This window comes from Thiothrix nivea DSM 5205, assembly GCF_000260135.1.
Taxonomy (GTDB): Bacteria; Pseudomonadota; Gammaproteobacteria; order Thiotrichales; family Thiotrichaceae; genus Thiothrix; species Thiothrix nivea.
This window is the reverse complement of record NZ_JH651384.1, coordinates 3,848,961-3,868,287: the sequence shown is the minus strand read 5'-3', so window position 1 is coordinate 3,868,287 and position 19,327 is coordinate 3,848,961. Positions and strand designations below refer to the sequence as shown.

At 52.9% G+C, this 19,327-nt stretch carries 22 protein-coding genes and 1 pseudogene; 8 read left to right on the top strand and 15 right to left on the bottom strand.

The window, feature by feature from the left end; genetic code table 11:
• Positions 1–12: 12 nt before the first annotated feature.
• Both THINI_RS19295 and queF read right to left on the bottom strand, forming a co-directional pair.
• Positions 13–633: a peptidylprolyl isomerase gene (locus THINI_RS19295; RefSeq protein WP_211206998.1), complete on the bottom strand. Its 621-nt coding sequence runs from the start codon at positions 631–633 to the stop codon at positions 13–15.
• 74 nt (positions 634–707) lie between these two features.
• Complete coding sequence (queF, locus tag THINI_RS19290; RefSeq protein WP_002710195.1) at positions 708–1,097, bottom strand: preQ(1) synthase; 390 nt, start codon at positions 1,095–1,097, stop codon at positions 708–710.
• Between the two features lie 166 nt (positions 1,098–1,263).
• Between queF and THINI_RS19285 the strand changes: the two genes are divergently transcribed.
• Together THINI_RS19285 and THINI_RS19280 are read left to right on the top strand one after the other, a co-directional pair.
• A complete protein-coding gene (locus tag THINI_RS19285; protein ID WP_002710194.1) occupies positions 1,264–1,596 on the top strand; it encodes a Uma2 family endonuclease in 333 nt (110 codons plus the stop codon).
• A gap of 341 nt (positions 1,597–1,937) precedes the next feature.
• A complete protein-coding gene (locus THINI_RS19280) occupies positions 1,938–2,651 on the top strand; it encodes a response regulator transcription factor (protein WP_002710192.1) in 714 nt (237 codons plus the stop codon).
• Between the two features lie 20 nt (positions 2,652–2,671).
• Here THINI_RS19280 and THINI_RS19275 read toward each other — a convergent pair.
• Positions 2,672–3,681: pseudogene (locus THINI_RS19275) on the bottom strand (ISAzo13 family transposase).
• Positions 3,682–4,156: 475 nt separating this feature from the next.
• On the opposite strand from THINI_RS19275, the gene THINI_RS19270 reads away from it, so the two are divergent.
• Positions 4,157–5,188 carry an extracellular solute-binding protein gene (locus THINI_RS19270; protein WP_002710191.1) on the top strand — a complete coding sequence of 344 codons (1,032 nt, stop codon included), beginning with the start codon at positions 4,157–4,159 and terminating at the stop codon, positions 5,186–5,188.
• Positions 5,189–5,228: 40 nt separating this feature from the next.
• A complete protein-coding gene (locus THINI_RS19265; protein WP_002710190.1) occupies positions 5,229–5,777 on the top strand; it encodes a GNAT family N-acetyltransferase in 549 nt (182 codons plus the stop codon).
• Between the two features lie 108 nt (positions 5,778–5,885).
• Here the strand turns inward: THINI_RS19265 and THINI_RS19260 are convergent, their stop codons facing one another.
• Positions 5,886–6,365, bottom strand: a complete 480-nt coding sequence (locus THINI_RS19260) for a c-type cytochrome (RefSeq protein ID WP_002710189.1) — start codon at positions 6,363–6,365, stop codon at positions 5,886–5,888.
• 242 nt (positions 6,366–6,607) lie between these two features.
• Here THINI_RS19260 and THINI_RS19255 point away from each other — a divergent pair, with 242 nt between their 5' ends.
• From THINI_RS19255 to THINI_RS19245, 3 genes are read left to right on the top strand one after another with little or no spacing between them, the layout of a single operon-like run.
• Positions 6,608–7,747 carry an ABC transporter permease gene (locus THINI_RS19255; RefSeq protein WP_002710188.1) on the top strand — a complete coding sequence of 380 codons (1,140 nt, stop codon included), beginning with the start codon at positions 6,608–6,610 and terminating at the stop codon, positions 7,745–7,747.
• The gene (locus tag THINI_RS19250; RefSeq protein WP_002710187.1) at positions 7,744–8,430 is read left to right on the top strand and encodes an ABC transporter ATP-binding protein; all 687 of its coding nucleotides are present in this window, start codon (positions 7,744–7,746) and stop codon (positions 8,428–8,430) included. Before THINI_RS19255 ends, THINI_RS19250 begins: the two co-directional genes overlap by 4 nt.
• Positions 8,427–9,449 carry an HlyD family secretion protein gene (locus tag THINI_RS19245; protein ID WP_002710186.1) on the top strand — a complete coding sequence of 341 codons (1,023 nt, stop codon included), beginning with the start codon at positions 8,427–8,429 and terminating at the stop codon, positions 9,447–9,449. Before THINI_RS19250 ends, THINI_RS19245 begins: the two co-directional genes overlap by 4 nt.
• Positions 9,450–9,493: 44 nt before the next feature.
• Here the strand turns inward: THINI_RS19245 and THINI_RS19240 are convergent, their stop codons facing one another.
• The 11 genes from THINI_RS19240 to THINI_RS19190 all read right to left on the bottom strand — a co-directional run bounded on the left by THINI_RS19240 (position 9,494) and on the right by THINI_RS19190 (position 17,279).
• Positions 9,494–10,018 carry a hypothetical protein gene (locus THINI_RS19240; RefSeq protein ID WP_002710185.1) on the bottom strand — a complete coding sequence of 175 codons (525 nt, stop codon included), beginning with the start codon at positions 10,016–10,018 and terminating at the stop codon, positions 9,494–9,496.
• Between the two features lie 63 nt (positions 10,019–10,081).
• On the bottom strand, positions 10,082–11,011 hold the full coding sequence (locus tag THINI_RS19235; RefSeq protein ID WP_002710184.1) for a polyketide synthase dehydratase domain-containing protein: 930 nt from the start codon (positions 11,009–11,011) through the stop codon (positions 10,082–10,084).
• Between the two features lie 24 nt (positions 11,012–11,035).
• Positions 11,036–11,608 (bottom strand): GNAT family N-acetyltransferase, encoded by a 573-nt coding sequence (locus THINI_RS19230; RefSeq protein WP_002710183.1) that lies wholly within the window; start codon positions 11,606–11,608, stop codon positions 11,036–11,038.
• A 14-nt stretch (positions 11,609–11,622) separates the two neighbouring features.
• Positions 11,623–12,354, bottom strand: a complete 732-nt coding sequence (locus tag THINI_RS23780) for a YceB family lipoprotein (RefSeq protein WP_002710182.1) — start codon at positions 12,352–12,354, stop codon at positions 11,623–11,625.
• Positions 12,355–12,473: 119 nt separating this feature from the next.
• On the bottom strand, positions 12,474–13,013 hold the full coding sequence (locus THINI_RS19220) for a sterol desaturase family protein (RefSeq protein ID WP_002710181.1): 540 nt from the start codon (positions 13,011–13,013) through the stop codon (positions 12,474–12,476).
• Between the two features lie 152 nt (positions 13,014–13,165).
• The gene (locus THINI_RS19215; RefSeq protein ID WP_002710180.1) at positions 13,166–13,750 is read right to left on the bottom strand and encodes a hypothetical protein; all 585 of its coding nucleotides are present in this window, start codon (positions 13,748–13,750) and stop codon (positions 13,166–13,168) included.
• Between the two features lie 317 nt (positions 13,751–14,067).
• Entirely contained in the window at positions 14,068–14,418 is a 351-nt protein-coding gene (locus tag THINI_RS23775) for an MliC family protein (RefSeq protein ID WP_002710179.1), read from the bottom strand.
• A 14-nt stretch (positions 14,419–14,432) separates the two neighbouring features.
• Positions 14,433–14,789, bottom strand: a complete 357-nt coding sequence (locus THINI_RS19205) for a lysozyme inhibitor LprI family protein (protein ID WP_002710178.1) — start codon at positions 14,787–14,789, stop codon at positions 14,433–14,435.
• A gap of 135 nt (positions 14,790–14,924) precedes the next feature.
• Positions 14,925–15,170: a hypothetical protein gene (locus tag THINI_RS19200; protein WP_040839608.1), complete on the bottom strand. Its 246-nt coding sequence runs from the start codon at positions 15,168–15,170 to the stop codon at positions 14,925–14,927.
• Positions 15,167–16,552, bottom strand: a complete 1,386-nt coding sequence (gene tnpC / locus THINI_RS19195) for an IS66 family transposase (protein ID WP_245536652.1) — start codon at positions 16,550–16,552, stop codon at positions 15,167–15,169. The genes THINI_RS19200 and tnpC overlap by 4 nt, the downstream gene beginning before the upstream one ends.
• Before the next feature lie 172 nt (positions 16,553–16,724).
• Positions 16,725–17,279, bottom strand: coding sequence for a hypothetical protein (locus tag THINI_RS19190; protein WP_154724458.1), 555 nt, complete (start codon positions 17,277–17,279; stop codon positions 16,725–16,727).
• A gap of 278 nt (positions 17,280–17,557) precedes the next feature.
• On the opposite strand from THINI_RS19190, the gene THINI_RS19185 reads away from it, so the two are divergent.
• A complete protein-coding gene (locus tag THINI_RS19185) occupies positions 17,558–19,255 on the top strand; it encodes an AAA family ATPase (protein ID WP_002710176.1) in 1,698 nt (565 codons plus the stop codon).
• Positions 19,256–19,327 lie beyond the last annotated feature (72 nt).

The window sequence follows — 19,327 nt, the reverse complement described above, 5'->3', positions numbered from 1 at the left end:
ATCGGGCAAGGCTTACTCGACGACGGAAACCTTGTTGATAATGACAGGCTCAACCGGTACGTCCTGGTGGAAGCCGTGGTTGCCGGTTTTTACTTTAACGATGGCGTCAACCACATCCATGCCTTCGGTCACCTTACCGAATACCGCATAGCCCCAGCCTTGCGGCGTCTTGGAACGGAAGTTCAGGAAGTCGTTATTGTTCACGTTGATGAAAAACTGCGAAGAGGCGGAATGCGGGTCGTTGGTACGCGCCATTGCCAGTGTGCCACGGTCGTTTTTCAGGCCATTGTCAGCTTCGTTCTCAACCGGTGGGCGCTTGTCGGCTTTTTCCGCCATATTTTCGTTCATGCCTCCGCCCTGGATCATGAAGCCTGGAATAACGCGGTGGAAAATGGTGCCGTTGTAGAAGCCTTCTTCCACATAGGTCAGGATATTGGCTACGGTCTTGGGCGCTTTGTCGACGTACAGTTCAGCCGTGATATTGCCTTTGTTGGTTTCGATCAGAATAGTGGACATGTTACCTCCAGATGTTGACTGCCCGTCAGCCTTGTCAGCCGCTTTTTCATCGGCATTACAACCGGCAGCGCCAAGGCCAAGCATCATTGCAAAAAGAAAAGTGAGAAGATGTTTCATCAGTATGTCCCCCGTGTTTATTGCTTGTTTAGAAGCTGCGCATAATAGCGCGCAGCCCTGTTTTTTCCAAACAATTACGGCAGCTCAACCTTGGGGGCGGGAACCCAGCTTTCTTTGCGGTGTTCGACCACGACCGTGGTGTAGATGCCGCCACGCACATTCCACACGCCTGTCAAGCGCATAAAGTGCGGTTCAGTGGCTTGCGCCAAATCTTCCAGGATTTTGTTGGTGACGGCTTCGTGGAATGCGCCCTCCTCGCGGTAGCTCCACATATAGAGCTTGAGGGCTTTCAGCTCGACGCATTTCTGGTCAGGTACGTATTCGAGCTTGAACTGGGCGAAATCCGGCTGCCCGGTTTTGGGGCAGATGCAGGTAAATTCCGGCACATCGATGCGGATGGTGTAATCACGCTGCGGGTTGGGGTTGGGGAAGGTTTCGAGTTCCTTGCTGGGGCGCGTGGACATATTGGCTCCTGTTGACCCGATGAACAGTCGGGCGGATGTTAAAGGGAGTAGGTTTATACCACGACTGCGGGTTTGTCCAGAAGCACCCTGTTTTCCGTTATAATCAGGCAATCAACCTGCTGGAGCCTAGCGGATAGAAGCCCTGCAACTGAAGACTATTGCCGATTTGCTGAATGCCGATAATGAGCGCATCGAACTAATCAATGGCGAAATCATCAAACGCCCGATGGCGCGTTCGGAACATGCCTTGGTGCAGTCCGGGCTATCGGATGAAATCCTGCCATTCAAACGCAAGGATGGCATTGACGGCTGGTGGATCATGACCGAAATCAGCGTCCGCTACCACGAACACCACTGCCCTACCCATGACTTGGCTGGTTGGCGCAAGGAACGGGTTCCTGCCCGCCCCACCGGCATCATGGAAACCCTGCCCGACTGGGTGTGTGAAATCACCTCGCCGGGGCACGAACACAAAGACCTGTTCGCCGTGAATTGTTGAACCTGCTTGACGGCACACTGGATTACGGCAAAGCCGAAGCTATTGCCCTGGCCGACGAACACCAGATGACACTATCGGCACACCCACATCACTGAACAGGATGCAACCCTCATGCTGGAACAGATCAAGACCATGGGATTACATATATCCAGCAACCTGGAAACCGATTTCATCGCCCGTCTGCCAAGCCAGACACCTCGGATTCACTCGGAGTTCACTCGTTGTACTTGAGTATAAATGCGGTCAATAGTAAGCTCTTTGTTTCATTACAAACACTTGCAGGGAGTTCTTTGCATTATCGCAATGGATAATGCAAAGACGGGTATTGGCGGGAAACACTGGTGAATTCTATTACGCTTTCCGACACAAAAGTGGCGTTGGTCGATGATGATAAAGTCACACGCATCTTGATTGGTTCAGCCCTACGTGAGCATAAGGTCACTGTCCTCGAATGCGGCAGTGCCGAGGAACTGTTTGCGCTGCTCCAAACGCAGAAAGTGGACGTGATCATTCTGGATCTGGTACTGCCCAAAGTGAACGGCCTGGACGCCTTGACGTATCTGCGTGAGCATTCTGACGTTGGGGTCATCATGATCTCCTCACGCGCCAGTGCCGAGCAACGGTTGAACGGGTTACGTGAAGGCGCTGATGACTTCATTGATAAACCGGTCGTGGCTGCCGAGCTGGTATTCAAGGTCAAATCACTCGCCATGCGGGTCAATACGCACAGGGGGCAAACCAACCAGCAGCAATTAACCATCGGCAACAGCCTGCTGCTTGTGGATGAGTATGCGCTTGTACGCACGGACAAAACAGAGCGCTGCACACTGACCGATGCGGAACAGCGGATTCTCGTTTCCCTTGTCCAGAATGGGGCAGGGGTTTGTACCCGCAAATCACTACTCCAATGTGTTTCACGTACTGACACCCGTTTTGGCAACGAGCGCAGCGTCGATACCCTGGTTAGCCGCCTGCGCACCAAGCTGGGTAAACTGGGCTGTGACGCCTCGATAAACCCGGTACGCGGGCAAGGTTATCGTTTGCAAGTGGAATAAGGTGATTTACCTCAAAGACATTACCCAAAAACAGGGCGAATCAGAATGTCCCATTTTGGTAAAGCAGCATTTCTTTCCAGCCTCGCCTCAACAGCCTCCATAGCTTTTTTGCTGAGGGTCACACCCTTCTCATAAACCTTGTGGCTGAATTCGACCATGGGGTTGATGCCTTTCCAGGTCATGGTTTTTGCCCATTCCAGCAGGGTTTCGGCATCCTTGAGCTGGGTGCCGTTCCAGTGTTGTTCCAGAATCCCCCAGCAGCGTTCAATCGGGTTGTACTTGCTGTGGTAAGGCGGGTAGTACAGCAGGTGGACTGTCTTACCGGTATGGTTGGCGAATTCCACCATGCGCTTGAGGAATTGCGTCCTGATCCCGCTGCTTTCCGGGCCATTGTCCGCTTTGATCTGGATGCACTGGCAGGCGTCCTTGTCAGCAGAAGGCATCTGTTCCCATACCCGGCACAGGGAATCCACGATGAAGTCACTGGTTTTGCTGGAACTGCCGAAGGTCAGGTAAACCTGCCCACTGTCCTCATCCAGTACGCCAAAAGGGATGTATTTCTCTTTGCAGCCCATCTCATGGTCAGCGGCTTTATTGTCACCCCGTGTTTTCCCGCCCCGTGAGTAGTCACCGATGTTGACGGTCGCCTTGCAGTCCATGCTCAGGCGTTTGACCGCCCCATCGGCAAACTGCCCATCGTTGGCCTGGATATTGGCGAAGATGGCGTCGGTTTCTGGAATTTTTTTTGCGGCTTGGCTTTCTCCACCTTGCGCAGGCGGTAGCCATTCCGGTTGAGTATCCGCGCCATGGTGCTGGGGGCGGGCACTTGTCCACCGCTGAAACCCATGGCCTGTAACTGCCGGATGGCTTCCGCCGCCGTCAGGCGGGTGTAGGCGATGCTGCTGCGGAATGTCGGGTCTTGCTGGCTATGTGCTTCCGCCAGCGCCAGCAAGGCGGCTGCCGCTTCCGGCTGGGTTTCCTCCCAGCGCTTCTGGCCACAATACGCCGCCTGCGCACCCACGCAAACCATGCCGCTGCGCTGTTCCTCCAAACCCAACTGCACCCCCTCCCGACCCCAGCCAAAACACCTTTCAGTCTGGCGGGCGTTGCCTGCACAATATTTCCGGCTCATGTCCGCCTGGAACGCACGGCGGGTGCTGCCAGACATTTTCGAGGCCGCCAGTTTCAGGTCGGCTATCTGGGATTCACTCAGGATCGGGTTAGCTGTTTGGGGTTCGGGGGGCATGGGGATAGGGACTCCGCTTGTCGATAAGACAAGTGTAGCCATTGCGGGGGAATCTTTCAGGGAAATCCCCTAACCTGTCTTGTTCCAGTGTCATTACCAGCGACTACTGTAGCGGAAGAAATGTCAATGGTCTGTCAACAGCTTTCACTATTTGCTGAAACCCTGGGAAATAAATCAAACAAGTCGGGCTGTTGACAGTGTGTTGACACCTTTTTCTCCACAATGAATGCCTTCAAGTTTCATGTGTAGGAGAATCACCATGCCCATACGTTCCCTGCTTGCCAGCCTGTTGTTGGTGGCCAGCCCTTTGTTACAGGCCGCAGAAAAAGTCGTGATTTACAACTGGACGGAATACATTCCCGACGGCGTGCTGGAAGATTTCACTGCTGAAACAGGCATCGAAGTCGACTATTCCACTTACGACAATAACGAAACCATGTACGCCAAGCTCAAGCTGCAACAGGGCAAGGGCTATGACATCGTGGTGCCTTCCGCCTACATGGTGTCGAAAATGCGCGAGGAGGGGCTGCTGCACCCGATCGACAAAACCAAGCTGAGCCATTTCGGCAACCTTGACCCCAAGCTGCTCGACAAGCCCTTTGACCCCGGCAATGGTTACAGCATCCCCTATATGTGGGGCAGTACCGGAATTGCCGTGAATGCAGCAGCAATCGATCCCGCCAGCATTACCGGCTGGGCGGATTTGTGGGAACCGAAATGGAAAGGCAAGCTGTTGCTGACCGACGACCTGCGCGGCATCTTTGACATGGCGCTGAAAAAGAACGGCTTTTCCTCCAACAGCACCAACCCGGAGGAAATCAAGGTCGCCTACCAAGACCTGCAAAAGCTGATGCCCAACGTGCGGGTATTCAATGCCGATGCACCGCGTGAACCGTTCCTGGCCGGTGATGTCAACCTGGGCATGATCTGGAGCGGCGAAGCCAGTCAGGCGCAAAAGGAAAACAAGGACATCCACTACATCTACCCGAAAGAAGGCGCTTCCCTGTGGGTGGACAATCTCGCCATCACCGCTGGCGCGGAAAATGTCGATAATGCCCACAAGTTCATCGACTACATGCTCAGGCCGAAAGTCGCCAAACAGATGGTGGAAAAACTCGGTTACAGCACCCCCAACACCGCTGCCAGGGTACTGGTCAGCGAGGCAATCCGCAATGACCCGATTATTTTCCCGCCTGCCGAAATACTGGAAAAAGGTGAATTCCAACTGGATGTCGGCGCTGCGCTCAAGCTTTACAATGACTACTGGGAAAAATTGAAAGCGGGGCACTGAGCAGTGCTCCATTGATTGACGTACCGGTAATCTGCAACTGATGCCAGCAAACTGTGGTAATGACCTGACGCCAAGCCTTCCTGCCGAATTCGGGGAGGCTTGGCGCATTTATGAAGACAGTTTCCCCAGCGCCGAACGGCGTTCACTTTCACAGCAATTGAACATCCTGCCAAATCCCCGCTACCGGTTTCGTGCCATCACATCGGCAGGCAAAGTCATTGGCATAACCGCCACCTGGCACTTTGACGGGCTGCTCTTTCTGGAACATATCGCCATCGCCCGTGACGCCAGAAAAAGCGGGCTTGGCACGCGGATTATCCGTGAGTTGTGCGAGCTAAACGCAGGTTTGCTGGTGCTTGAGGTGGAGCTTCCTGAAAGCGGAATGGCCGAACAGCGGCGGGTTGACTGGTATATCAGGTTGGGGTTTGTGCTCAATCATTTCCCGTATATACAACCGGCTTTTTCACCTGACAAGCCTCCCGTTCCATTACGGATCATGTCGTATCCACGGGAACTGTCAGCCGAGGAATTTTACCGCATCCGTGACATTTTATACCGGGAAGTGTATGGGCATAAGCCTCCCCAATAAACCGTGTAACAAGAAAACGGCCAACCAGCGAGAGGGTTAGGAACGCTGGCTGGCCAAAAGGAGCTTGCAGCACGGTCTGGAGGAAATGTGCTGCAAGCGGGTCAAACCTTATTGCGGCATCGGCCACTGCACGTATGGCATCGGTGGCTCCTGATCCGGCGGAACAAACTCGGGAACCTTGTTATCACTCGTGTCCAGCGCCCTGACGTATGTGTAAATGGCTTTCAGATCCTTTTCAGTCATGGCATTTAACGCCCACCAGGGCATGGGGGGTCTGGCTTTCAGCGTCCTGGCTTTGTTAACCCATTCCTCCTGGCTAAGCCCAGCCATGTATTCGCGCAAATTGACGGCGTAGGTTGTTCCCCACGGGCCACGGAACCCCAGGCTATCCCCCTTTAACCACTCAGGCTCCGGGATTGTTGCGCCACTCGCGGCATACCCGGCGGTGTGGCAGTCGTTGCAGCCTGCGGTCAGGATCAGGTATTTCCCGTGTGTGATGTCATCTGGCTCGGCACTACTGGCGGGCATCGCCACCAAAGTGGTGGTTGCAAATGCCATCGCCGTTACTATCTTCTTTTGAATGCTCATCTACCCAGTTCCTCATGTATTCGTTACGAACCCCACTATAAAGAAAAGTTTGTCAACAGGCTGTCAACAACCTTGATTGTTTGCCACTTAGGGAAAATTGGTTCTGAGTAACATAACAAACCCTGTTGACAGTCCATTAACAAATCTTTCGGTATGATCACTGCCCATACACAAGCAGGGTTCCCAACAGGAACCTATCCATTGATTCCAATACCTTAGAGTAAGCGAGGCTATCCACGCCCATGTTCTGGCTTGCATTCAAAATGCTGTTTCAGGAACGATCCAGGCTGATCATTACGCTGGTTGGCATTGTCTTTTCCGGCGTGTTGACCCTGATGGAGGTGGGTATCTACCTCGGCATGATGGGCAACGCTACGGGGATTGTGCGCCACACGGATGCTGACATCTGGATCATGTCCAAAAACGTCCCCAATTTCGATTTTTCGCAGCCTTTCCCCGATTACCTGATTGACCGGGTGCGCGGGCTGGATGAGGTGGCGCGGGCTGACAGCATCCAGGTGTGGTTCGGTTTCCTCAAGCTGCATGACGGTCGCCGCGAACAGGTCGAGCTGGTGGGTTTTGACCCGGATAGCGGCGTCGGTGGCCCCTGGGCGATGGAAAGCGGGCAAGCCACCGATGTCAAAGGGGGCAACTACATGATTCTGGATGCCAGTGCCCGCCAACGCCTTGGCGACCTAACTCCGGGGTCATTGTGGGAAGTCAATGTGTTCAAGGAAGAATCCTTCAAGCTGGTCGGCGTGTCGCAAGGGGTGGTCAGTTTTACGACGGTTCCGGTCATGTTTACCTCTCATGCATGGATGGAGCGCAGTCTTGCGGGCACAAATTTCGCCAATCAGACTTCTTTCATCGTCGCCAAGCTCAAAGACCCCGCGACCCTGCCGGATGTGGTGGCAACTCTGCGTAACAGGCTGCCGAACAACGATGTCTACACGCGCCAGGAGTTTATCAACCGTGCGGTGGAATACTGGACGATTCAGACCGGTATGGGCATGTCGTTTTTCCTGACAGCGATATTGGCGGTGCTGATCGGCGGCGCGATTGTCGGGCAGACGATTTACGCCAGCACGCTGGAACACCTGCGTGATTACGGCACACTCAAGGCCATGGGTGCACGCAACCGCGACATCAATACCGTGATCCTCAGTCAGGCGGCGGTCAGCGCTGTTCTTGGGTTCGTCATCAGCGTCACCGTGCTCGTGCTGGTGCGCGGCGGTGTTGAGCGCAGCGGTGTACCGCTGACCACGCCGTGGGAATTGTTCGTCGTCATGTTCGTGATCATTGTCCTGACTTGTCTCAGTGCTGCATGGGTATCCGTGCGCAAGACCAAAACCCTCGACCCTGCCATGGTGTTTCGCGGATGAAGAATGCAACCCAACCCGTCCTTGCCGTAGAAGGCATCAGCAAACTGTATGGCGCAGGCAGTAACCGTGTGAAAGCCCTCGATGACGTATCCGTCACGCTGTATCCGGGGGAAGTCTTGCTGATCATGGGGCCATCCGGTTCCGGCAAGACCACACTGCTGTCGATCATGGGCTGCATCCTGCGCCCGACCACGGGTAACGTCACGGTCGCCGGTAAATGTGTCAGCGAATTGGCGGAGTCAGCGCTGCCGGACATCCGCCGTCATGACCTTGGTTTCGTGTTTCAGGCATTCAACCTGTTCAACACCCTGACGGCACAGGAAAACGTCGGCGTCGTGCTGCGGCTGAAAGGCGCACCCCGGCGTTCCATCACAGCGCGGTCGCTGGCCTTACTGGAGCAGGTCGGCCTTGCGCACCGCGCCAACGCTTACCCGCGTGACATGAGCGGCGGCGAAAAGCAGCGTACCGCACTTGCCAGGGCATTGGCAGGCGACCCGCCGATCCTGCTGGCGGATGAACCGACCGCAAACCTTGATTCCAAAACCGGCCACGCAGTGCTGGCGCTGTTGCGCAACCTGGCCAAAGAAACCGGGAAAGCCGTAGCAATTGTCAGCCACGACCCCAAAGCCGAAGCGGTGGCCGACCGCATTATCGAAATACAGGATGGCAGGCTCTTATCATGAAAAAAACCTGGATCGGCGTAGCCGTCACCTTACTTGCCCTGATTGCCTATCTCGCTTTATGGCCGCGCCCTGCCGAGACAAGCCCGGCAACCGCGCCCTTGCGGCCTGCCCATATTGCCGCCGAAGGCAGGGTCGAAACCATGCCCGGTTACGACATAGACCTCGGCACCAGCGAACTCAATGGCAAGGTCGCGGAGATTCGGGTCAAGACAGGTGACCGGGTACACAGCGGGCAAACCGTTGCAGTGCTGGAAAATCAGGACTTGCAAGCCCTGGTGGCGCAGAGTGAACAGGATTTGCAGGTAGCAAAAGCACGGCTGGCGGAACTCGAATCCGGCGCGCGCAAGGAAGAACGCTTGCAGGCAGACGCGCAGCTCCGGGGTGCGCTGGCCAATCAGGAAGAAGCGCACAGGCAGTTACAGCGCAACCGTGAACTGATCACGAAAAAGACCATCCCGCAAGCCAGCCTCGACAGTGCCGAATCTGCATTCAAGGCAGCCCAGGCAACCGCCGACGAAGCACAGCAACGCAAGAACCTGCTGGCAGCGGGGCCGAAACCGGAAACCATCCGCCTCTACCGCGATCAGGTGCGGCTGGCCGAGGCTGCCTGCGAATACAACCGCAAACGTCTGGAAACGACCATTATCCGCTCACCGATTGATGGCACAGTCATTGAACGCTATCTCGATGCAGGCGAAGGCGTGACCCCGCAAACCCCGATCCTGGCTATTGCTGACCTTGGCAAGACGTGGATTAATGCCGAAGTGGACGAAACCGATGTCGGCAGGGTTACGCTTGGCGACAAGGTGAACGTCACCTCCGACGCCTACCCTGGCAAAGTATTCGCGGGCACAGTCAGCGAAATCGCCAACTACGCGGGCGCACGCGGCATCCGCCCGGATAACCCCGCCGTCAACCTCGGCCTCAAAATAGTCAAGGTCAAGATCACGCTCAAGGAAGTAACGTCGTTGCGCCTTGGCATGACAGTACAAGTCAGGATTATGACGTCTCCCGGCTGAAACGCTGGGAGGTTATCAGGAAAATAAAATGATTGGCGGGATTTTTATTGAGCGCTCATTTCCAACATGATCTTCGTATCATTGGTACGGTTAGTATCCCTGAGCATTGTCGCCTCATCAGGACGACTACCGACGAGGGCCACCATGCTACCGGCGAATCTCATCCTGCGTCCACTCTGGGCTGGTGGCAGTACAGTGATGGAACCTTTAAGGAAAGGATCAAGCTTCAGTATCGGCTTGCGAGAAGAGCAAAAGAGTTTTGATTCGGCAGTCGTGCACGTTACGCCAGGTGCAGAATCCCAGCTTTGGATAGTTGCACCTTTTACATGGATTGTATATTGCCACCCTAGGGGGATATACATACCCGCGTTTCCGACCTCAAAACCAATCTTGACGGGTTCATTGGCTTTGACAGTGTCTCCTGACTGGTGGGTGGTCCAGTTAAATTGTATATCCATCAAGCCAGGATCCCCGCGTGCATAGGAACCGTCACCCGCGAACGCGGCGGTGTTGATTGTGATAGCGGCAAATGCCAGGGCGGTTGTGCCCCATTTAATAGTCTTTTTCATGCTGATTACCTTTTGTGTCAGGTTTAAAGAAGGGAGTTGAAAATACCCGGCGGCGATTCTCCGTCAGGTTGGTTGACGGCTCCCGCAATCCGCCACACCCAGGTAGCGGAACACCCTTTGCGCCAGACCTGCGGTCATGGGTCGTGCCGTTAGCCCTTGCAAATCCATGCTGACCCGCCCGTTCCGATCCAGCAGGCACAGGTCGGCATGTAACCTTACCGCACCATCCCCGAAAGCAGAATGACCGTAAGCCAGTACGGCATCTGCTGTCGCCCCGTTGACCTGAAGGCGCTTGATCCCGACCGGCAGAAACAGGCCGTGCTCATTTCCCCCAAGGCTGGCCAGCAGACTTTGCAGCCCGGAATCGAGCTGTACCGGGTCGATGATCCAGCCTGCCCGCCCTGGCGTCAGTTCCGCCAGGGTTTCGTGCCCGCAAGCCGTAAGGCTGACCATGCCGCGAAACAAACCCGCATACCCGAATCCCGCTGCTTGCAGGGCAGCATAGGCCGGAGCCGCCGGTGACAAAGTGCCGCAACGACTGTACAGCACATCCGGCGATAGGCGATGGTTCCCGGTATTGGCAGGCAACGCTTGCACGACACCTTTGGCATGTAACCGCCAGGGCATGTTTCTATCGTTGCGGGAATGGATTTCAAAACGCCCGTCTTCCGGGAACAGGCTGGTGCGCAGGCAGGTTTGCTCCAGTGGCTCGCACAGGCACAAAGCAGCAAGGAAACTTACATCGGTCAGGAGGAAAGCTTCGCCGCCAAACTGTGCACGCGCGGTAGCCAGCGCCATTTCCACGTAGCCTGTGGCGGGAAACAAGGGGACACCGTTGATGCGATGCCCTTCCAGCCATGCAAGGCGGTCGCTTATCGCCAGTTTCCAGGAGGGATGGGGCGTGGCCTGCATCCGCCCCAACAGCGGGTGAGTACTGGCGGGAAAGCGCCAGCCCATAGCGGTGCTGGCTAACGGAAAAGAAGCAGGACGCATGGTTATTTACCTCATCAGGCAGGTTCATGGCATTTTGTCAGGAGCCGTATACATCACGACAGCAACGTTACGTTCCCTTGGTAAACCGAGCAATAGTTCCCATAACCTGGCTGGCGTAGCGCATTTTTCCAGAAACGAAGCCAGCAAGACCCGCAGCGGCAGGTCAAAATAGCCAATGCGCTGGGAACCCAGTTTCTGTGCGAAACGCGCCACGCCAGGAATCTGTGTAAAGGTAATGAGCCGTTCGCCGGGGGCACATTGATCCATACAAGTCTTCACCATCCGTTCAGCAACACTTTTCTGGCGTAAACTGCGCGGACGCTTGCTGGGCAAGGTGTACAGACCGGTAATCTCAGTCCAGCCTTTCATAATGGGAATCTTGAAAATAAACCCCTCAGGCTCATTGACATCGGGATAAACAATGATCCGCTGTTGTTTCCAGAGTTTTTCGATTTCCTGCGGCGAATAATAAAGAAGCTCAGGTTCTTCCCTGGAGATTTGGGACATCTTGTTGATAAGGCTTTTGGGCAACTCGATTTCCTGCCCAGCGTCTGGTATGGCCGGGTTTTCTGCCCGGCATTCAAGCGTATTTTTCATGGGATACCTCTGGCTTATTGATAAACAGGCTGTCTTGACAAAAGAAAGCGGGTTCCCAGTGCGCTCATGGCATATTTAATAAAAGGGATCGCCTTTGTCAGCCAATAGAATGGATTGTCATACTTGATAATGACTCCGTAGTTCAGGCTCTTGGGGTCATTCATATAATCAGGAATCACATCGACAACTTTAAAACCGAGGTTTTTATAATAAGCCAGTTCCGGGTCTAATGGCTTGCCGCTTTTCCGCTTAGCTATGACATAATCATCCACATCCATATTATCATACTTATGATAGAGTGGAATTCTGGAGCTTAAAAATACCGACCTGACACCTTCGCCAAGCAAACCTATCAAAATAACGGCTTTAACCATTTTGGTGGTATTGCCTGACCCACCCGTTAAATCCACACCATACGCACTGTCACCCTGTGGGTCGTGGGTATTCAGCGTCCCGTTGCCTGTGATGCTTTCCCACGATTTATCCGGGCCTTGCAAATAATTATTTGCGTTCATTTTCATGACGGTCAAGGTGGATACTATCTTGCCATCCTTGCTTGAAAAGAATGAGCCATACGGGTAATTCCTGAATTGTTCCAATACTTTTTCCGCATCCCAGATGTAAAAATCATCCGTTATATTGCTCCAGACCTTTTTATTTAAGGCGGCGAAGTCCCCGGCAATTTTGCGTATGGTTTTCTCGTCATGCAGATAATCAGAGACACGATGTACCTGAACTTTACTCATAACCCTTTCCTCTACAGTGTTACACGCTCACAGCGATGAAAACTTATTGCTGTTTGATTGCTTGTTGATGTGACTTAACTATAAATAAAATTTTGTCAACAGACTGTCAACAGTATGAATTATTTGCTTAACTCATGGCTATAATATCCATTGATTGATGTAAGTGATTGATTGAATGCGGGCTTTTTATAAGTTCCAAACAAGTAATCACCAATCGGCAAGATTATGCCGAAGTTGCACGATGGCTTTAGATGATGCATAAGATGGTACTCACCCCAGGCAAAGCAGCGCGCACCGCACTTGCGTATACGCGGATTATGATCCAGCACATGCTCACTAAGAAAAACTTCGTAAATATAATGAAAGATCAAAATTCCCAGGCCAATCTCTGTGTGGACAAATAACACAAGAAGAGCAGGTAACGTTAAAGTCAATAGAACATCTAATGTGCCTCGATAGTCACCAAATAAAAACAGCAAGTAGCGCATCTTGAACGCAGAATTCTGTTCATCCGAAGCCAAATAATTAATTTCATGATGAGCTTTATGAATGTAGAACAAAATGTTCCATTTATGTTTTATGTGAGCCACCCGATGTATAAAGTATGCCGCCAATAGCCATGTGACAACGAGCAAAACAGATAACAATACAATATTCATGACAAAATACTCCACCAGACTATAACTGCACACCAGATAGCCATAAATAATTAACTTTCATACAAAAACTCCCCGATAGGCCATCAAGTGACCTACCCGCATTATGATCATGCAGATACAGTACTTACACTTATAGGTATAGCTATCTGGATTTAATAATTATTCGGTAACGCGGGGATGGAGCGTAGATATTCATAAATAGCAGACAAATCCCGATAGGTCATGTTTCCGTAAATAGGCCATGGCATTACCTGAAGGGTTTTATTGGCTTCATGAGGGTCTTTGCCTGTACGCATTAAACTGATAAATTCTTTGCGGGTCAGTCCGGCAGGTAAACCAGAAGCATCCGGCGTAATATTGCTTTCTACAAATGGACCAAAAACCCCGCCGCCCGCGAGATAGCCATCCGTATTGATTTTCTCTGCTTCACCATTAAACGGATTACCACCCGGTGCATAAGTCGGAGAGGTATGGCAGTCATTGCACCCACCTACTCCATTCGTCAAGTAACTGCCAAGCCCTACCAAGGCACGGTTTTTGCTATGTAAATTGAGAGGAACTGGCGTAATAACAAATCCCTGTCTAATACGTTCACCCTCCACATTGCCCATTCCCATGCCGCCTGCTTCAACAGTCACACTGTTGATACTAACTATCATCAATAATAAAGTAGCTGACCAATTGCGTAAAAATCGAGTATATTCTCTCTTCGTGTTTGTCGTAGTGGCAGATAACATACTATTCAACCTCCTTTCTCAGTCAATAGGAACTCACCCAAAAATACGGTATTATCACTTTAATGCGTGACTCGCTGCCTGTTCATATAAACAACTATAAAGAAAACTTTGTCAACAAACTATCAACAGCAACCATTTTTTGTGCGGATTTCCAATTTGATGATGGGAATTATTAGTAGCGCATCCGTCACTAACTCATCAGCAAATTTAGAATAAGAAAATTTGGAAGGATGACTGGCAGAATTTCAAATGAATATATGCCGTTTAAATTATAATTAAACGGCACTTTTTTGGCGGGAAGTTTTTGAGAAAAAGCTTTATGGCTTTATTGAACACAGGGTTGTTTTACTGGCATCATCACTATGTAAATCGTAATTCAATGACGCCTCATCGCCTTTAAGCCACCATTCAATATCACGTTCATCGGTATAACGAGAACCGCTACCTGAAACTATGCTCGGTAAGAACCGGGCTTCTGTAGCCATCGTCAGTTTAACCAGACTAATGGTTTTTTCCGTATTATTGAAATACTGCGCAGTCACACTTTTCCCATCCTGACAAACATAGGTTTGTGCTGGTTCAGCTACCAATACGATGTCATCGTTGGCATTCGCCAAAGCCACCATGAATACCAGCGGCAATGCCAGTATCATTTTTCCTGATTTCATAGACTCTCTCCGTATTACTGGCTCATGGATTTCAGCGTAGTTTGTAACTCCCCAATTCGTTGCAAATAGCTATCCATCAGTGGATTTTTAGCAGACAACTGATTGCGGCTTTTTAACCAATCCTGTTGATCAGATTGCACTTCACCCGACCACATACCCTCATGCCCAGGCTTGCCTTTATAACTCATGACCTCTTGGTAAAGGCTATCCATCAGGTTATCCGCTGCTTGCAGACCTGCATCAGCACAAATCAGCTTTTCGGTGGCAGAAAGTGTATTGGCTTTACACCATCCCAACGTACAATCTGCTGAGGCGGCAGACATGGCAAAGACAGCCATCGCTGTCACACACATCATGGCAACTTTCTTCATGGGTATAACGCTCCTTCGTTCAATAATCTGGATTTTGCTTGCCAACCTGATATGGTTGGCTGCCAGAAACATCATAAAAGAAACTCTGTCAACAGTCTGTCAACAGATGTCGTTATGTGCTGAAATCGCCCAGAATTATTTGTTAAGCAAGGGATAAACCCATCCGGCAATCAGACCTCCCTCAATATTCTTGTTTTGCAAGGTTTCAACGTCCAGTAGGCGATAACGCCCACTTATATTGAAAATCTGGATTTTGCGGGAGTAATCGGTGGAGGCAGGCCAGGGTTTATTATTGTAGTTTTCTTCCGCCAAAGCGACTTCACCCTTGTCAAGGTCGACATTAACCACCACCGCCACATGACCAAAACGGTAAGCGTTCACGCCATTTGTAGCGGTTTGCGGGTACAGACCTGCCCCAAGGGGAAGCGCACGGCGACCGGCTTATGAGCCAAGCCTTGGGAGCACACATAGCGCATCAGGGTTGCCATATCCATCCCCAATTGCCGGGCAGTCCCCAACACGGTCAGCACGGTTGGCCGGAACCTGTCCCCTTGTGCCGACTGGCTGGCAAAACTGGTCTTACGCCATTGCACGTAGGGGCGGATCACCCGTTCAGCGCGGTTATTGGTGAGGGGAATGCGTGTATCCTTGAGGAAAGTCCAGCACATGGCCTCATCTTTACGGAGATGTTTGCATTGGTTGCGGGTGCGTTTGCAGTTATCCAATGCTTCGCCCAGGCTGAGGGTGGCCTGGAAGCTGCGGCGCAGGCGCAGTATCCGCCGCCGGTAGCGTGCCGCCCCTTCGGGGTGCTGTTGCCAGCGGTGATGGGTGCGGACGGTGGCGCAGGCAATCAGCAGCAGGCGTTTGCCAACCATTCCCCCTCCGCCACAACGCCCGGCCATCTTGCGGAAGTGCCGGATCAGGTGTGCCCAGCACAGTTGCCGCCGTTCGGGCGGGACATTGCCGTAACCGCTGAAGTGGTCTGTCACCAGATAACCGGTAAAACTGCCCAACAAGGCATCGGCGGCAGCCTTGCCGCGTGAGTAATGGGTCATGAAGTACGTGACGGTGTTGTCCGCCAATGCCCATAACCAGTAGGTGTTCGTGCCACGGTAATGGCGGGTTTCATCGGCATGGCAGACCGCCTGCCCACGCACATGCTCACCGACCTGACGGTACAGCGGCCCCATCCACGGGATGGATTTGCCTTGCGCTTTGCTGATCGCCCCGGTGCTGAAGCGCACCTGCCAGACTTCCCACAACAGGAGCTGGGTTTGGCGCATCGACAGGCGAAACTGTCCGGCCAGCACCACAATCCAGGCAATCACACCCGCACCCATTTGCCCGCTGGGGACCCAGTCCGGCCACTGGCTGTGGTGTTGGTTGCCGCAGGATTGGCAGACACCGTGGTAAAACTGGTGCTCCGTCACCTCGGGTGGCGGCGGAGGGGCGATGTCCGTGACCTGATGGCGGTAAGGGTTTTCCCAGTCAACCGCCACTGCCCCACCACAGGCGCAGGTGCTTTCCGGGAAATACTGTTCAGTGCGGGTCACTTGTTCGGGGGGATATAACGCCCGTTCGTGGCGTGGATGGCCGGGTTGCCCGCCATGCGGGCGGCCACTCCCCTTGCGTTTTGGACGGGCTGCCCGTTGTTCCGGGCTGTCTGAGGACGGCGGTTTGGAGCTGTTGCGGGAACTGCTGCCCAGTTTGGCCACCAGTTCTTCGAGCTGTTTTTGCAGCGTTTCGACTTGCTGTTCCAACACCACTACCCCGTGCCGCTTGCTTCTCCAACCCGGCTATCCGTTCCTGTTGGCGCACGATCAGCTGATGTGCTTCATCAAGGGTGGTCGGCAGTGGGTGGGCTAGGGCTGGCAAGGGGATAATGGCTCGTTATTGGGATGGGGTGAATTTACTATAAAATCGCTGCAATGCCTATCAGAGGGCGTGAACGCTTACACCAAAACGCCACTTCGGGTCTTTACGGTTGGGGTAGTAAACAACCAAATCGCCTTTTGCAGGTGGGCGTTGCGCCGTACCATTGATTGACCGCCCCATTGGGTATTTTTTGTCTGAAGCAATAGCTTCCACTTCAGTCAGGTAGATGATGTCAGCCGCGCCGTCAACATCACCAAACGTGATCCCTTCATTGCTCATCCACCAGCGGCGGGCGTATTCGACGCATTGGTACGTCACCCCCACATAATGCAGCCCCGCTTTCTGCGGGTCTTGCGTGTGGACGCTCATCGCCTTTGTTGCTACATCCATGAACGTATATTCAGGTGTGATGCACGACGATTTGCAGTTGGAATACGCGGCGACATGGTTGTTTTCACCCAGTTTTTCAGCAAAAGGCGAGACACAATCAGACTGGCAGGCTTGTTTCCCTGTCTGAAATATCGCCTCGCTTTCCTCTTTGGAAAAACGCGCTGCCTGGGGTAACAGGCCGTAACCATCCGTATGTTCCAACCCCGTGGTATCTGCAAATGCCATGCCCCCCAAGCTGCAACCCAGAAATAACAGGGAAACAAAAAAATTAGTTGCCCGCATCGCCTTTCCCTCACTTCGTGCTTGCTGCCGTAAAGTGCCTACTGTAAGGAAAAGTTGGTCAACAGTCTGTCAACGGGTGTGCCTAATTCACTGCGTTGCCCCTTTGCTTTCGCCAGGCAAGTGAATCGCTAGCTGGGCAGGGCTGGTTGTACGAAGGTCATCGGTGGCTATCCGCCTGTGTGATATACTGACGCCATGTCCCTGACTGGCCGGATTTGCCCATGTTCCCGAAAATCCCTTACGGCGAGAGCAACTTCAAGACCCTCATGACTGAGGGTTATGTCTACATCGACAAGACCGCTTATATCCCGCAACTGGAAGAGGCAGGCAAGTACCTGTTCCTGTTGCGCCCGCGCCGTTTTGGCAAAAGCCTGTTCCTGTCGATGCTGTGGCATTACTACGATGTGGTGTACCGGAATGAATTCGAGGTGCTGTTTGAGACGCTGTATATCGGGCAACACCCGACCCCGTTGCGTAACAGTTATCAGGTGCTGTTCATGGATTTCAGTGGCATTGACACGAATGGCGGGCATGACGCGGTTTTCCAACGTGTCAATGCCAAGGTGGAAACATACCTGCATGGCTTTCTGGGGCGCTACGATTACCCGGACGATTACAGACAACGCATCGGGCAACAACCTGACCCGGCAGCAAAGATGCAACAATTCTTTACCTTGCTGGACGGGCAAAAAGTTCTGCTGCTGATCGACGAATACGATCACTTTGCCAACAGCATCCTCGCCGACGATTTGAAACTGTTCCAGCGCATCATGGGCAAGGGTGGCTTTGTGCGCAGTTTCTATGAGGTGCTGAAAACCGCCACCCTGACGGGCGTGCTCGACCGCCTGTTTGTCACGGGCGTGACCCCGGTCATGCTCGACAGCATGACCAGCGGTTTCAATATCGGGCAGAACCTGTCATTGCATGAGGATTTCAACGAGGCCATCGGTTTCACTGAAGCGGAAGTGGTGACACTGCTGCAACCGTTGGCGGAACATTGCCAACTGGAACTGGCGCAACTGCTGGACGATACCCGCCTGTGGTACAACGGCTACCGTTTCAACCTCCGGGCGGAAAACAGCGTGTATAACGCCAACATGCTGCTGTATTTCGTGAAGAATTTCGACCGTAAGCGTTGCGAATATCCCGAACCCATGCTGGACGAAAACATCGCCTCTGATTATGGCAAGATCATGGGCATGTTCAGCATTGGCAACCGGGACGAGAATTTCGCGGTGCTGGACGAGCTGATCAACGCGGGTGAAGTACAGGCCGCGCAACGCCGCAAGTTCGAATTCGACAAGGGTTTTGACCGTGACGATTTCATCAGCCTGCTGGCGTACATGGGTTTTATCACCCTGGAACGCAAGGCATTGGCGGGTGAGGTGTTCGTCATCCCCAACTACGCCATCCGCGAGTTTTACTTCCATTACTTCAAGGTGGAACTGGAACGGCGCAACCAGTTCAGCATCCCCAACCACGAATTACGGCTCGCGGTGGAGCAACTGGCGTTGCACGCCAACATGCAGCCACTGATCACGCAACTGGAACGGGTCATGCAACTGCTTTCCAACCACGATGCGCTGAAGATGGATGAAAAGCACCTGAAAGTGATTTTGCTGACCCTGATTTACCAGACACAAATCTATTTCATCCACAGCGAGCGCGAAATGGGCAGGCACTACCCCGACATCCTGCTGCTGGAGCGCAACCCGCTGAAAATCCCTTACCAGCATTTGATTGAACTGAAATATTGCAAGAAGGGCGACAAACCCGCCGGGTGGGAAGCCAAAAGGCAGGAAGGCATTAACCAGGTGCATGGCTATCTGCAACTGCCCGAAGTGGCAGCCCTGCGTGATCTGGCAGCATGGGTGCTGGTGACGGATGGCGAAAGCGTCGGGGTGGAACGGGTGCGCTAAAATCCCACCGAAAATCCGGCAGCAAGGAAAGTTTTGTCAACAGTCTGTCAACAGAGGTTGTTATGTGATGAA